The sequence below is a fragment of the uncultured Mucilaginibacter sp. genome, assembly GCF_903893715.1.
GTDB lineage: Bacteria > Bacteroidota > Bacteroidia > Sphingobacteriales > Sphingobacteriaceae > Mucilaginibacter.
Window position 1 is genome coordinate 18,791 of record NZ_CAITNG010000009.1, and the last position, 15,037, is coordinate 33,827.

The window sequence follows — 15,037 nt, forward strand, 5'->3', positions numbered from 1 at the left end:
ACTAAGGTTAACGGTTTGTTAACTTTTGATTAACATGCTAAAAGGTAATTTTGCCAAACAAATTTTACCCCTCCGGTTATGACCAATCGCCTTTCTGCAAGTTTTTCCAATTCACTAAAAGCGCTTTTTACCTTATTGGTTTTTACTGCTATTAGCCAAATCAGCTATGCGCAAAAGCAAAAGGCTTCGCCCATCATTAATATCATATTTACTTCGGATGCGCATTTTGGCATTACCCGGCCTAACTTCAGGGGCGATACGGCAGTTATCGGAAATACGGTAAATATCGCAATGGTAAAACAGATGAATACATTACCGGGCTTAACCTTACCACAAGACGGTGGTGTGATTGCAGGTAAACCGGTTGCAGCAATAGATTATATTGCAGAGAACGGTGATATAGCCAATCGGATGGAAGTGCCAATACAAAGTGCGGCAGCATCGTGGGCACAATTTGAATCAGACTATATAAAAGGTGTACACCTTACAGGCCATAACGGTAAACCTGCTGGTTTTTTAATTGTACCTGGCAATCATGATATTTCGAACACGGTAGGGTTTTATAAGACGATGAAGCCCGCAACCGACCCTTCATCGATGGTGGGTATTTATAACCTGATGATGAAGCCCAAAACACCTATGACTAATGCCAGTTATAAATATCCGGAAGACAGAATAAATTACTCGCGTGATGTGCAGGGCATACACATGATGTTTATTACTTTGTGGCCTGATTCGGCGCAACGAATATGGATGGAGAAAGACCTGGCTTCTGTGCCAACAACTACCCCGGTAATGATATTTACGCATGATCAACCTACCTGCGAGGCCAAACATTTTACCAACCCGGCCCCAATGCATACCATTAATGCAGACAGCAAGTTTGAAAACCTGACTGCTGAATATTATAAAGAGGGATTAAAGGCAAGTAAAGACGATGGCGGGACAGAAATAGAACAACGCGGCTGGGTAAAGTTTTTAAAAGCCCACCCGAATATTAAGGCATATTTCCATGGCAACAGCAACTGGAACGAGTTTTATGTGTATAAAGGTCCTGATAATGACGTGAGCTTAAATACTTTCCGCGTCGATTCGCCGATGAAAGGGAAATACTCATCGAAAGATGAAACCTTGCTTTCGTTCCAACTGATATCGATTGATGCTGCTACGCAGACCCTTACAGCGAGGGAATGCCTTTGGAATACCAATCCAAAAGACGCAAACCAAAAGGTGGTCTTTGGTAAAAGCATCACGGTATCGTTAAAGGTGGAATAACCATTCTTTAACAGTTATCATTCCGAACGACCGGATATTAATGCCTGATGCGTTTTAGCACCAAAATGCATGGCATCGTATTGTAAAACCTCATTCAAGGCCTTTTTTGATTCGTCAACATTGCCCAAGCCGGCAAAGCCTAAACCTAAAATGTAAAGACAATGTATTTTGTTTCGCAGATTCAGGTCATCGTCAAATATCAATAGGTTGGGCAGTGAAACAGCAAAATAATCGAGTTTCACATCATTATCCATGTGTGCCTTAGCGTAAGCAACGAGGTTATTAAATATCGATGTGGCTTTTTCATTGTCGCCTATTTTTTGCCATGCCAAACCCTGGTAGTAAATTTTATCGGGTTGCTGGTCGTTATAAAACATGGCCGCGCCGGGTTCTGATAGCCCTATTGTCGCTTTTTTGAAAAAGGCGGTTGCTTTATCCCGCTCACCTAAACCTTTGTAAGCGCATCCGAGCCAATAAAAAATGTCATTCTCCTGGGCACCGTATAATTTGCCCTCACCCAAATTGTGCGGGTAAACCTGCGCTTGTTCTAATTGCGTGATGGCGGTTTTGTATTCACCTTGTTCGATATGCTGCTTGGCCATTTCGATCAGACTATAAATATACTGGCCCGATACCCCACCCTCGCCACCCTCCCACGGATGAAAATGACGAGCCATGATAAGGTCGTATGCTTTGTTATGTTTGCCGATGAAATTGTAGATGGCGGCACGCTCCAAATACAGGTCATCACGCTCTGATAAGGTGCGCAGGTTGGCTTCTAAAAACTTAAGCCTGTCCTGCGGTGATTTGTTAAGCCGTTTGTGCAACTGGTCGAGTTCCATCAGCACGCGGGCGTCCGTTTTGTCCCATTTAAATGCTTTCTCAAAACTTTGCAGTGCCTTTTCGGCATCATTCAGTTTGTTAAAATAGGCGATGCCGAGGTTACGGTTTACGGTAGGGAAAGTACTATCTTTTTTTGCCGACAGTTCCCAACAGGCAATGGCATCGGAGTACTGGCGTTTATCGTACCATAAATTACCGAGGTAATAGGACGCTTTGGCGTCTTCGGGGTTTTGCTCCATGGCATATTGCAGTGCCAAAATATCTTCCAACCTGTTTGGGAAACATAAGTACGGATTGGCAGCCTTTGCCTTATCCAAATATTTCTTCGCCTTATCGTTCGCGTTTTGCTGGCCTGCAAACCAGGCCAAATAGTAAAACACCAATGGCGAGCGCCCGGCGACAGGTGTCAGGTTCAAAAGGTTTGTAGCTTCTTCATACAAGCCGGCAGCCGCGTAATCCAAAGCGTATTCGGTTAGGTTATGTGCTGTCTTTCGAGATAACTTTAACAACTCATTCGAGCTTTGTTCGGACCTATCATTCTCGCCTGTTTGTTGATAAGATAATGACTTTTCATACAGCGCGCCAATGTTGAAGGCATCCCTGTCCAGAGCCTGGCCGCAGACAATTAGTGCCTGTTCATATTGTTTCTGCTTGCGCAGGATGGCGGCTTTTAATACATAGGCCTTGTTGTTGCGGGCATTTTTGTCAATCGCCCAATTGATGTGCTCTAATGCCAATTCATAGTCGCCGCGGGCTATATCTATTTGCGAAATAGCGAAATAGGCACTATCCTGCCATGCGTTACTCCAGGTGGCTTTATAAAAGGCATTATAGGCCTCATCGGCTTTGCTCTGGAACTTCAGGCTGAGACCGAGGTTATAGTAGGGCTCACCATCGTAAGGGTTGGGGTTGCGCGATATGCTGGTCTCGACCGCTTTACGGAAATAGAGCTCGGCTTTGGCAAATTGCCCCCGGCGCAGATACCAGGCCCCTAAGGCGTTATTGTTGCGAATGTCTTTTGGGTCGCGGCGCAGAGCTTCTTCGTAATACGGCACGGGGCTGTAAGTGGCATGGCGGTATTGTTCCAGGTGTTGGGCCGTGAGGAATAGCTGCTCATTGTTCTCCACATCCTTTGGCTGCAAGGCCGGTTTGGCCGGTTCGGGTACTTGGTTCTGTTTGTTTTTTGAGGGTTGATAACGTATCAACTCGCTACCGTCGGCATCAAATACCAATAACAGCAGGTCGTTCTCATTAAATTCCCGCTCAAATTTGAGCGTGTTTTTGTACACCTTTTCGGGCGACAAATCGGTGGTTTGTTTACGCAGTATACGGTCTTTTTCTTTTAATATTACCTGCACGTTAGCATGAGCCGAAGTGGCGAATACTTGGGCAACTAAACTGCCCTCAACCAGCTCCATCCCTACCAAAATATCTTTCGTGGCGTTCTTTACCATACCTAACTCGCGGTAAGGCATAAAATATTGGGTAAAGGTTTTTTCCTCATAGGGCATCAGCCAGCTAAAATCGGGCTGGTTATCGGTAAAAACACCGGTCATCAGTTCGATGTAAGGGCCGTCTTCATCCGTCAGGTTCCTATCCCACGCGCGGCCGAAATCGCTGTGGCCCCAGGTCCATTGTTTTTTACCGGGCGAAACATGATGATTGGCCACGTGCAACACACCGGCCTGCGTATCATGCTCATATCCGCCAACAAAATCATAGTCGGAATTGATGGCCATATAGGATGTTGAGACCGGGATGTTTTTGTATCGTGATATATCCGTTCCGGGCGAGTAATCTACTTTGTAATAGGTACCGGTAGCGATTGGAAAGGTGGATACATCACGTTTCCCATGATCGAACACGGCGTTAACATCGGGCGGAAAAACGGATTGGTAATCGTCGTTTACCTTTACAGCCGGGTTTGCCCACCATAAAAAGGTTTGGGGCAAACTGGTGCGGTTGTAAAGCTTGGCTTTTATCTCGAGGTATGCCTTGTCGGGATGTAATGTAAAACCGGCCATGCCTTTGGTGCCAAACATCCGTTCCACCTCGCTTACCCAAACGGTTTTGCTGCCATCGGCGTTTTCTTCGATGGTATGGTCGATAGGCTCAAAGGTGCTTGGTCGGTGATGCTGTGGCCAGTTAAACTCGATTCCTCCGGATATCCACGGACCGGTCAGGCCTACCAAAGCGGGTTTTACCACCTGGTTATAGTAGATAAAATCACGTTGCTTTATCTTATCGTAAGCCCGTTGTAAGCGGCCGCCCAGTTCGGGCAGTATCATTATTTTGAGGTACTTGTTTTCGAGGTAGATAGCGTTATATGCCTTATCTACCTTTTCATCGTATATTTTTTCGATAACGGGATTGGGGTAAACGGCACCGCTGCTGCCCTGGTACACCCGTTTTTCGAAAAACATGGGATTTTTGTCGGGCTTGCCGATACCGTAAGTAGGGATAATTACTTTTTCTTCCCAAACCTGCACAGCATTATCACTCATCGTATTGTACATTTATTAATGTGCGGTAAAGTTGTTTTCCAATTGTTCGAGGGTTTGACCTTTGGTTTCATTTACCCTTTTCAATATAAATAAGAACCCGAAGAAGCAAATTGCCGCGTAGAGATAAAAAGGCCCGTAGGTACCGAGTTTGCTTGCCAGTATAGGGAAAGTAAATACCAAAATAAAGTATGCCCCCCAAAGTGATACGATAGCGACAGACGAGGCTACGCCTCGGATATGGTTAGGGAATATTTCGGAAATGAGTACCCAGGTAACGGGAGCTAACGATATGGCATAAATGCTGATGGCGAGCAATACAAATACCGAGGTTAACCAAACTACGGCATGGCTTTGCAGCAGGAAAGCGAGCAGGATGTAAATGACCGAAAGGCCAATAGAACCGATAAGCATTAGTGGTCGGCGGCCCAATTTATCAACCAGCAACATGGCCAAAATGGTAAAGACAAGGTTCACTACCCCGATAGCCACTGTTTCAAAAAGTTGTTTGTTTAAACTTGCACCTACCGAGGCGAATATGGTGGAGGTGTAATTGAACACTACGTTGATGCCGCAAAACTGCTGGAATATGGCTAAAGTTATGCCCACCATAACGGCAGGGCGGACTGCTTTTTGAAAGACAGCTCTGTAAGATTGTTTCTTCGCCCCTATTAAGGACTTTTCGATATCGGCCAGGGTGCTTTCGACAAAGCTTGTTGAACCTATTTTGTTGAGGACTTGTTTAGCCTTACCATCCTGCCCGGCCTTTACTAACCAACGGGGACTCTCCGGCAACCAAATTACACCTATTAAAAACAGTGCGGATGGGATAACACCGAGGCCAAACATCCAACGCCAAACATCGGGACCTTTATCGGCAAGGGTATAGTTGACGAGGTTAGTGATGAGGATGCCTAATACGATAGTAAGCTGGTTGATGGCCACATTACGGCCACGAATGGGCGCAGGCGAAATTTCGGCAATGTACATGGGGCTGAGCATGGATGCCATGCCGACACCGATACCGGCGGCAAAGCGCATGGTTACAAAAACGCTTAAACCGGGTGCAAAGGCCATACCCAACGATGATATGGCGAATATGGCCGCCGAAAGCATGAGGCCGGGTTTGCGGCCATATTTATCGGCAATATTGCCTGCCAGTAAGCAACCAACAATGCAGCCCAGGGCTAAAGAGCCGGTTAAAAAGCCTTCCCACCAGGCATCCAGGTGAAAGGTTGATTTGAGGAATGGCAATGCGCCGGAGATAACGGCAAAATCAAACCCGAAAAGGTAGCCGCCAAGGGCCGATATAAACGAAATACCGATAATATAACGGTTGTTAAACACGGGGGATTGTTTTGTCATGCTCTTTTTATTCAGGATGTAATTGGTAATGTAAATTTAGGTGCATTAGCGGCGTAAAGAATGGATAAAACCTGTTTAAAAATGTACTATTTTATGATATAACATGCAATAATGCTTATTTTAGCTTTCAATAATGGATAATACACCGCAAAACGATAAAAAGGTAGCAGAAGGCTTTTTAGGCCAAAAAATGATTGTGCTGCCGCCTAATGTGCAACAACTGATGGCAAAAAACCAGTTGGCGCGGTCGCTGTACGCGACTGCACTTGGCTATTACCCTAATGCCTCTTATCACGACAGGGAAAGAAAAACAGGTACAGCGCAGTACATACTATTATATTGTGTGGAAGGCAGAGGTTGGATACAATTGAATGGCACAGAATATTCACTTTTGCCCAATACGTTTTTTATTATACCCCAAAATACCCCCAACCATTATGGGAGCTCCCAAAAAGAACCATGGAGTATTTACTGGGTACATTTTAACGGTTTGCAAGCCGACCTGCTATACAGCCGATATGCCGGCAAGGCCAATGATGGCACACAGTATATAGCCTACGACCATTCGCGCATTGCGCTATTTGATAAACTGGCCGGGATGCTCGAGAGTGATTTAAATGACGTCGTTACCGAAACTGTATATATCAACCTGTTGCAATTTATCAGCTCATTCATCTATACCGGCGCGGCATCAGAACCTGTTGAACAAGACGCAGTATCGGCTTCCATTAGCTTAATGAAGGAAAACATCAGTCGTAGTTACCAGATAAAAGAACTGGCGGACCATGCCCGGTACTCCGTTTCGCATTATTCAGAACTGTTCAGGCGGAAAACAGGGTTCGCGCCGATACAGTATTTTTTGCAGTTGAAAATACAGCGAGCTTGCCAATACCTGTATTTTACCAAAATGAACATCAAACAGATATGCGGCGAAGTTGGTTTTGAAGACCCTTTTTACTTTTCGCGGATGTTTAAAAAACAGATGGGCCAGTCCCCCCTGCAATACCGGAAAATGCACCGATCCTAACGGCGTTATTGATATAGCTTCAGCATCACGACATCGTGCGGCTGAACAGTTTGAGTGAAAGCCTTTTTGGTATTACCAGCTTCTTTATTGTTCCAGATGTCGAAAACTTTGTAGGTACTTGTTGTAAAATCGATGCTCATTTTTGACAGGTCGTCTGTCAAGGGGTGGTCCTTCCAATTAAAATCAATAGGTTGGGCTTTTGATGAGCGGTTAAGGAAGCAAATGGCAACGCCTTTTTTCAAGGGTTTTACCCAAGTTTCGAGGCTGTCTTTTTCGGCGTATTTGTAGCCTTCGATGCCGAGTGAGTCCTGGTCGACCGACACAGCACCCTTGTTAGTTAGTATAGCTTGTGTTTGCGGTGTCATTTTGCGGAGGTCGTTACCGGCGATGAGCGGCGCGGCCAGCATGCACCACATCGAAAAATGGGCGCGGTCTTCGCCCTGGGTCATGCCGTTGCCAACTTCTAACATATCGGGGTCGTTCCAATGGCCGGGACCGGCATATTTGCGGAGGTCTTTTTGCTCATCCACGATGTGCATAGTGCTAAACGGATTCCAGCCTTTATTATGGGTAACGTTATCAAAACGGGCGGTGATATCAGTAGTGGTACGCCATAAATGGCCCACGGGCGCTGCCCATTCCCAGGGCTTGTTGCTGCCCCACTCGCATAAGCTGAATATCACTGGTCTGCCTGCGGTTTTAATGGCTTTGCTCATGGTGGTATAAGCTTCTTTGGCGTTTATGCCTTCGGTATTGCACCAGTCGAATTTAAGATAGTCAATACCGATGGATGCGTAAAAGCGGGCGTCCTGGTATTCATAGCCACGTGTACCGGGGTAACCGGCGCAGGTTTTGGTACCAGCGCAGTTGTATAGACCGAATTTGAGGCCTTTTGAATGTACATAATCGGCAACTGCTTTCATCCCATGAGGGAATTTAATGGGGTCGGGCACCAGGTTGCCGTTGGCATCGCGTTCTTTGGCCATCCAGGCATCGTCCAACACCAAATAAATGTACCCGGCATCTTTCATGCCGCTCGATACCAACTGATCGGCGGTGGCCATTACCAGTTTTTCGTCGATATGTACAGCGAAGGTGTTCCAACTGTTCCAGCCCATGGGCGGGGTTAGCGCAAGGCCATCAAACTTTTGAGCGAAGGCACCGACGGTAAGGCTTGCCGCGATGACAAATAAAAATACTTTTTTCATTTCCTGTTGAATCAATGTTGATAAAAACATATCAAAAAAAGATGTAATCCGGGTTAAATTTATTGGTTAAATGGTGCTATACACCAAAAAAACGACAGTGCCGTTTGCGAAGCAATATTACGAAAAAAACTGATTACACCATGTTGAAATTGTTGAAAAGTACCCCCCTTGTTTATAACTATCCTATACTAATAATACCCTATTGCCTTAACTTTGATTTAGTTCTTTTAGCGTCTTTTATGGTTTAAGAAGCCGGCCGAAACATGGTCGGATATAATTCAGTAACAAAGGGTTATTTTTTTAAACCGGGCATATTCGGAAAGATCATAACAGGGCTCCAAGCTAAATTTTTTAAAGAGTACTAAACCCTATATCGAAATACAGTGACGGGGGTTTGTCGGCTTTTGTGAGATGGCAATACAATAAATGGGATAACAAATACTATGGACAACGAACAAGAATTACTGCTCAGGGAAAACAAAGACCGCTTTGTTATTTTACCCATTAACTACCCAAAGATTTGGGAGATGTACAAAAAGCATGAAGCCAGTTTTTGGACAGCCGAAGAGATAGATTTGGGCGACGATATGAAGGACTGGAACGCAATGAATGACGGTGAACGCCACTTCATTTCGCATATATTGGCCTTTTTTGCGGCAAGCGATGGTATAGTGAACGAAAATCTGGCGGTAAACTTTATGAGCGAGGTGCAATTGCCCGAAGCAAGGTGCTTTTACGGTTTCCAAATTATGATGGAGAATATCCACTCGGAAACCTACGCGCTGCTGATTGATACCTATATTAAAGACACTACCGAAAAGAACCGTTTGTTCCATGCCATTGAAACTGTACCATGCGTAAAGAAAAAAGGCGAATGGGCGTTGAAATGGATAGAAAACGGAACATTTGCCGAGCGCCTGGTTGCATTTGCCGCGGTTGAGGGCATTTTCTTCTCGGGAAGCTTCTGTTCCATATTCTGGCTGAAAAAACGCGGCCTGATGCCCGGTTTGACCTTTAGCAACGAACTGATATCGCGCGATGAAGGCATGCACTGCGAATTTGCATGTTTATTGTATGGTATGTTGAAGAACAAGTTATCAGCGGAAGCGGTAACCAAGATCATTGCCGACGCGGTGGAAATAGAAAAAGAGTTTATCAGTGAGGCCCTTCCCGTTTCGCTTATCGGGATGAATGCCAAACTGATGAGCCAATATATTGAGTTTGTGGCCGACAGATGGTTGGGCGAACTGGGTTATGATAAATTGTACGGCGCGTCAAATCCGTTCGACTTTATGGAAATGATATCGCTGCAGGGCAAAACCAACTTTTTTGAAAAACGTGTTGGCGATTACCAAAAGAGCGGTGTGCTTTCGTCGGATGCGAAGAGCCAATCGTTCTCGATGGATGAGGATTTCTGAGGAAGATGTATTGCGATATGCGTATAGCGTATTGCGATGGAGCAAAGATTAATTTTAAGCCGGTAAGAACGGGTAATAAGTAGTAAGTAACAATCAATAACAATTAAAATCGTTCTCTTTAGGGAGGACAAAGGAGGGGGAAAAATGTACGTAATAAAACGCGACGGAAAAAAGGAATCCGTAAAATTTGATAAGATAACAGCCAGGATAGAGAAACTGTGCTACAGTTTAAACCCTGCATTGGTTGACCCTATTGATGTTGCCAAAAAGGTAATTGAGGGCTTGTTTGATGGGGTAACCACATCGGAACTGGACAACCTTGCTGCCGAGACCGCCGCGTCGTTGACCACCAAACACCCGGATTATGCATTATTGGCATCGCGTATAGCGGTATCGAATTTGCACAAGAACACTATTAAATCGTTTTCGGAAACGATGCGATTACTGCACGATTACGTGGACAAAAAGACCGGCAAACCTGCTCCCCTGTTGGCTGATGATGTTTGGGCCGTAATTGAAAAAAATGCAGAAGAGCTGGATAGTTCTATCATATACGACCGTGATTTTGGTTTCGACTATTTTGGTTTTAAAACCCTCGAAAAATCGTACCTGTTGAAACTGGACGGCAAAATAGCCGAGCGCCCGCAGCATTTGTTTATGCGCGTATCGGTAGGTATCCATAAAGAAGATATTGAGAGCGCCATCAAAACTTATAACCTGATGAGCGAGCGTTGGTTTACCCATGCCACACCTACCCTCTTTAATTCGGGCACGCCGAAACCACAAATGTCATCATGCTTTTTGCTGACCATGCAGGATGACAGCATCGACGGTATTTATGATACTCTAAAACAAACAGCCAAAATATCGCAAAGTGCAGGCGGGATAGGCCTGAGCATACATAATGTACGTGCTACTGGTTCGTATATAAGCGGAACTAATGGTACCAGCAATGGTATTATACCGATGTTGAAGGTGTTTAACGACACCGCCCGTTATGTTGACCAGGGTGGCGGCAAGCGTAAAGGCGCTTTCGCGATATACCTGGAGCCATGGCATGCCGATATATTTGAGTTTTTAGACTTGCGCAAAAATCACGGTAAAGAAGAAATGCGTGCACGCGATTTGTTTTACGCGCTTTGGATATGCGACCTTTTTATGCAGCGCGTAGAGGCCGATGGCGACTGGAGCTTGTTTTGTCCGCATGAAGCACCCGGATTACATGAGTGCTGGGGCGAGGATTTTGAACTGCTGTACACCCGTTACGAAAAGGAAGGCCGTGCCCGCAAAACCATTAAAGCACAGGAACTTTGGTTTGCCATATTGGATGCCCAGGTTGAAACCGGCACACCATACTTGTTGTATAAGGATGCTGCGAACAGCAAATCGAACCAACAAAATTTGGGCACTATAAAAAGCTCGAACCTGTGTACCGAAATTATCGAGTATACCGCTGCCGACGAAGTTGCCGTTTGTAATTTGGCCAGTTTGGCGCTGCCACGCTATATTACTGATGGCGAGTTTGACCATGAAAAACTGTATGAAGTAACCTACCAGGTTGCAGTTAACCTGAACCGTATCATCGACAATAATTATTACCCGGTTGAAGAGGCACGCAACTCGAACATGCGCCACCGCCCTATTGGCTTAGGTGTACAAGGTTTGGCGGATACCTTTATCAAACTGCGCCTGCCATTTGAAAGCGAAGAAGCCAAGAAGCTGAACAAGGAGATATTTGAGACCATTTACTTCGCGGCCATGATGGCGTCGAAAGATTTAGCTAAGAAAGACGGGCCTTATGCTACGTTTAAAGGTTCGCCTATATCAAAAGGAAAATTCCAGTTCGACCTATGGGGTGTAACCCCTGATAGCGGCCGTTGGGATTGGGACAGTCTGCGTAAAGAAGTGGTAAAACACGGCGTACGTAACTCCTTATTAGTTGCACCGATGCCAACCGCATCCACATCGCAGATATTGGGGAACAACGAATGCTTTGAGCCTTATACCTCGAATATTTACACCCGCAGGGTGTTGAGCGGCGAGTTTGTTATTGTAAACAAATACCTGCTGCGCGATTTGGTAAACATGGGCCTTTGGAACAACGATATGAAGAACCAAATCATCAGCGCCAATGGCTCGGTACAGGATATTGCCGAGATACCACAGGAGATGAAGGAACTTTACAAAACAGTTTGGGAAATTAAGATGCGTACCATTATTGATATGGCTGCCGACAGGGGCGCTTATATCTGCCAGTCGCAATCGTTGAACCTGTTTGTAAGCTCACCAAATGCTTCCAAACTTACCTCAATGCACTTTTACGCATGGAAGAAAGGTTTGAAGACCGGCATGTATTATCTGCGTACACAGGCAGCATCGCAAGCGGTTAAGTTTACTGTTGAGAACCAGGGCGGCAAAAACATGGAGCCGGTGATACCCGACCATGTTACCGAAATAGCTGACGAAATACCAGCCGGGCCAAGCTGCTCGATGGAAGAAGGCTGTGTTACCTGCTCGGCATAACACTCGCGTCAAAACGTAATTTAAAGGCTATCTGTTAAACGGGTAGCCTTTTTTGTTGACCGGAAAAACAATACTCACATTGAATTTTTGTATATTTGTATGAGAGCGAGGCGCAGAGCGTTGAGCGCAAAGCGCGAGGAAAAGAGTCTTAAATTATTCGTACTTTTTCCCCTTGATAAGATGTTGCAAGGTTTGAATGTTGTAAAGTTGAAATGTTTTTTAAAGTTTTGAATTGGGTGAAGGGATAAAAAAGTTTGAAATATCCTTACTTTTTCCCCCCTGCTGTCCGGGTCAGGTATCGTAAACAATAAAAATTAAACCTATGAGCCATTTAGATAAATCCTATAAAAACGAAGAGATCACGGTATTTTGGAAACCGGAGGTATGTATCCACAGCGGCAATTGCGCGCGCGGTTTGCATGCGGTGTTCGACCCGGCGCGTAAGCCATGGATAGTGATGGAGAACGGCACTACGGAAGACATAGTAAGGACGGTAAAACATTGCCCGTCGGGCGCGTTGTCATTTGAGTATCACGAGGCTTAGGTCAGTTGCTTTAGCAGTCTTAACCCTCTGGAGCGGATGCCGGGGCCACCAATAGTTACGAGTATTCTTATCTGTTCGGCCAGCATCGTTGGTATCCAATCATAACGTGCTCGTAAATTGAAGGCCAATTCCATAGCAAAGACCTTTACAGCGATTGGCGCGGCGGGATCGATCAGGAAATCAAAGCATCGTTCGGCGATGGGTTCAAGGTCGGTCTGCAATAATTTGGCTTTGATAACTTTGTCGGCTTTTTTCCCTGTAAGGTGTATCAATATTTTGGAATAGTGGCGCTGGCAGCTTTGGTTGGTGATGATGAGAAAGTTGGCTATGATGGTATCGATAACATCAACAAAACGGAGCAGGTCGACAAAATAGAGGTTTTCCATTATCCATGCGGCACGGAAGGCTATTTGTTTTTCGGGGTAAAGGGTAATGCTGAGCAGGTCGGCAAGGTCAAATTTTTGGTGGTGCAGGATGGCAGTCAGTTCAATAACCTTGTTTTTACCCAGTGTTTGGGATATTTGATATAATAGTTCATCATGGCTGATTTGTCGGTTCATTGTATGGTTAAATTTATGAAATGAGGCGCTAATTTTACAATGGTTAAATAAATTGCCCTGTACTGCGGTTTCCAATTTTGGGGTAAAAAGCGTACCTTTGCGGCATGATTACGGTTTCAAATCTTTCTTTGCGTTATGGTAAACGCACACTTTTTGAGGATGTTAACTTAAAGTTTACCCAAGGCAACTGTTATGGCATCATTGGTGCTAACGGTGCGGGTAAATCAACGTTCTTGAAAATACTTTCGGGCGAAATTGACCCGACAAGTGGCTCGTATAGCTTTACCCCCGGCGAACGTATGGCGGTGTTGAACCAAAACCACTACGAGTTTGACGAGTTCCCCGTGATAGAAACCGTGATGATGGGCTACAAAGAAATGTATGCCATTATGAAAGAAAAGGATGCCATTTACCTAAAAGAGGATTTTAGCGATAAGGATGGTGAGCGCGCCGGTGAATTAGAACACCTGTTTGCCGAAATGGATGGCTGGAACGCCGAAAGCAATGCCGCCACCATGTTAAGTAACCTTGGTATAAAAGAGGACCTGCATTATAAACTGCTGAAAGAGTTAGATGGTAACCAAAAGGTGCGCGTGTTATTGGCGCAAGCGCTGTTTGGCAACCCCGATATATTGCTGCTGGATGAGCCTACCAACGATTTGGACATCAACACCATTGCCTGGTTAGAGAACTTTTTGGCCGATTATGAGGCCATTGTATTGGTCGTATCGCACGACAGGCACTTTTTGGACACGGTTTGTACCCACGTGGTGGATATTGACTTTGGCAAGATGACCATTTATACCGGTAATTATACGTTCTGGTACCAATCGAGCCAGTTGGCTTTGAAACAACGGTCGGACCAAAACAAGAAACTGGAAGACCGTGTGAAGGAGTTGCAGGATTTCATCCGTCGCTTTAGCGCAAATGCGTCGAAATCAAAACAAGCAACCAGTCGTAAAAAAGCTTTGGATAAAATCAACCTGGACGAGATACAGCCGTCCAACCGTAAATATCCGGGTATCATCTTTAATAACCTCGGTCGCGAGGCCGGCGACCAAATATTACAGGTTGAAGGCTTGAGCAAGAAACTTAATGGTGAAGTATTGTTCAGCGATGTGAGGCTGATGGTGAACAAAGGCGATAAGATAGCGATACTATCGCAAAACAGCCTGGCTACCACGGCTTTCTACAATATTTTAATGGGACGCGACAAGGATTTTAACGGCGACTTTAAATGGGGTGTAACCATCAAAGCTGCCGATATACCGGTTGATAATCAAGAATATTTTGAAGGTAAAAACGATAACCTGATTGACTGGCTGCGTGAATACGGTGAAGGCGATCAGGATGACCAGTTTATACGCGGCTTTTTAGGTAGGATGCTATTCTCGGGCGAAGAAGTGCTGAAGAAGAGCAATGTATTGAGTGGTGGCGAAAAAATGCGCTGTATGTTTAGCCGCATAATGCTACAGCAAGCCAATGTACTGCTGTTTGACGAGCCTACCAATCACCTTGACCTGGAATCTATCACGGCATTGAACAATGGCATGCAGGATTTTAGGGGCACCATACTGTTCACCTCGAGCGACCATGAGTTGACCGAGACTGTTGCCAACAGGATTATTGAACTAACCCCGGGTGGCGCAATCGATAAGCTAATGACCTATGACGAATATATCAATAGCGAAGCGGTGAAGAAACAACGGGAAGAAATGTATTCGTTAGCTTAAAGCCGAAAGCCTAAAGCAGAAAGGTGTTAACACTAAAAAT

Annotated in this window: 10 protein-coding genes; 6 read left to right on the forward strand and 4 right to left on the reverse strand. The window is 45.2% G+C overall.

The genetic code is table 11. From position 1 onward, the window contains the following. Positions 1-78: 78 nt before the first annotated feature. Positions 79-1,275 (forward strand): hypothetical protein, encoded by a 1,197-nt coding sequence (locus QZX97_RS01120; RefSeq protein ID WP_295654630.1) that lies wholly within the window; start codon positions 79-81, stop codon positions 1,273-1,275. A gap of 17 nt (positions 1,276-1,292) precedes the next feature. Here the strand turns inward: QZX97_RS01120 and QZX97_RS01125 are convergent, their stop codons facing one another. Beyond that, entirely contained in the window at positions 1,293-4,622 is a 3,330-nt protein-coding gene (locus QZX97_RS01125) for a DUF5107 domain-containing protein (RefSeq protein WP_295654629.1), read from the reverse strand. 15 nt (positions 4,623-4,637) lie between these two features. Then, complete coding sequence (locus QZX97_RS01130; RefSeq protein WP_295654627.1) at positions 4,638-5,984, reverse strand: sugar porter family MFS transporter; 1,347 nt, start codon at positions 5,982-5,984, stop codon at positions 4,638-4,640. Positions 5,985-6,117: 133 nt separating this feature from the next. Here QZX97_RS01130 and QZX97_RS01135 point away from each other — a divergent pair, with 133 nt between their 5' ends. Beyond that, positions 6,118-7,011, forward strand: coding sequence for an AraC family transcriptional regulator (locus QZX97_RS01135; RefSeq protein ID WP_295654625.1), 894 nt, complete (start codon positions 6,118-6,120; stop codon positions 7,009-7,011). A gap of 5 nt (positions 7,012-7,016) precedes the next feature. On the opposite strand, the gene QZX97_RS01140 is transcribed toward QZX97_RS01135, so the two are convergent. After that, positions 7,017-8,219 carry a glycoside hydrolase family 27 protein gene (locus tag QZX97_RS01140; protein WP_295664031.1) on the reverse strand — a complete coding sequence of 401 codons (1,203 nt, stop codon included), beginning with the start codon at positions 8,217-8,219 and terminating at the stop codon, positions 7,017-7,019. 443 nt (positions 8,220-8,662) lie between these two features. Between QZX97_RS01140 and QZX97_RS01145 the strand changes: the two genes are divergently transcribed. The 3 genes from QZX97_RS01145 (at position 8,663) to QZX97_RS01155 (ending at position 12,704) form a co-directional block, all read left to right on the forward strand. Further along, positions 8,663-9,637, forward strand: coding sequence for a ribonucleoside-diphosphate reductase small subunit (locus QZX97_RS01145; RefSeq protein ID WP_295654621.1), 975 nt, complete (start codon positions 8,663-8,665; stop codon positions 9,635-9,637). A 144-nt stretch (positions 9,638-9,781) separates the two neighbouring features. Next, positions 9,782-12,160 (forward strand): ribonucleoside-diphosphate reductase subunit alpha, encoded by a 2,379-nt coding sequence (locus QZX97_RS01150; RefSeq protein ID WP_295654619.1) that lies wholly within the window; start codon positions 9,782-9,784, stop codon positions 12,158-12,160. A 322-nt stretch (positions 12,161-12,482) separates the two neighbouring features. Continuing rightward, on the forward strand, positions 12,483-12,704 hold the full coding sequence (locus QZX97_RS01155) for a (4Fe-4S)-binding protein (protein WP_295654618.1): 222 nt from the start codon (positions 12,483-12,485) through the stop codon (positions 12,702-12,704). On the opposite strand, the gene QZX97_RS01160 is transcribed toward QZX97_RS01155, so the two are convergent. Further along, positions 12,701-13,264: a hypothetical protein gene (locus QZX97_RS01160; protein WP_295654616.1), complete on the reverse strand. Its 564-nt coding sequence runs from the start codon at positions 13,262-13,264 to the stop codon at positions 12,701-12,703. The two genes, QZX97_RS01155 and QZX97_RS01160, sit on opposite strands and share 4 nt — an antisense overlap. A 104-nt stretch (positions 13,265-13,368) precedes the next feature. Between QZX97_RS01160 and QZX97_RS01165 the strand changes: the two genes are divergently transcribed. Further along, a complete protein-coding gene (locus QZX97_RS01165; RefSeq protein WP_295654614.1) occupies positions 13,369-14,997 on the forward strand; it encodes an ATP-binding cassette domain-containing protein in 1,629 nt (542 codons plus the stop codon). Positions 14,998-15,037: the final 40 nt, after the last annotated feature.

Excerpts from the sequence above, each read along its gene's own strand:
- QZX97_RS01130 (WP_295654627.1), bottom strand. The coding sequence starts at position 5,984 with ATGACAAAACAATCCCCCGTGTTTAACAACCGTTATATTATCGGTATT.
- QZX97_RS01125 (WP_295654629.1), bottom strand. The coding sequence starts at position 4,622 with ATGAGTGATAATGCTGTGCAGGTTTGGGAAGAAAAAGTAATTATCCCT.
- QZX97_RS01145 (WP_295654621.1), top strand. The coding sequence starts at position 8,663 with ATGGACAACGAACAAGAATTACTGCTCAGGGAAAACAAAGACCGCTTT.
- QZX97_RS01155 (WP_295654618.1), top strand. The coding sequence starts at position 12,483 with ATGAGCCATTTAGATAAATCCTATAAAAACGAAGAGATCACGGTATTT.
- QZX97_RS01140 (WP_295664031.1), bottom strand. The coding sequence starts at position 8,219 with ATGAAAAAAGTATTTTTATTTGTCATCGCGGCAAGCCTTACCGTCGGT.
- QZX97_RS01160 (WP_295654616.1), bottom strand. The coding sequence starts at position 13,264 with ATGAACCGACAAATCAGCCATGATGAACTATTATATCAAATATCCCAA.
- QZX97_RS01150 (WP_295654619.1), top strand. The coding sequence starts at position 9,782 with ATGTACGTAATAAAACGCGACGGAAAAAAGGAATCCGTAAAATTTGAT.
- QZX97_RS01135 (WP_295654625.1), top strand. The coding sequence starts at position 6,118 with ATGGATAATACACCGCAAAACGATAAAAAGGTAGCAGAAGGCTTTTTA.
- QZX97_RS01165 (WP_295654614.1), top strand. The coding sequence starts at position 13,369 with ATGATTACGGTTTCAAATCTTTCTTTGCGTTATGGTAAACGCACACTT.
- QZX97_RS01120 (WP_295654630.1), top strand. The coding sequence starts at position 79 with ATGACCAATCGCCTTTCTGCAAGTTTTTCCAATTCACTAAAAGCGCTT.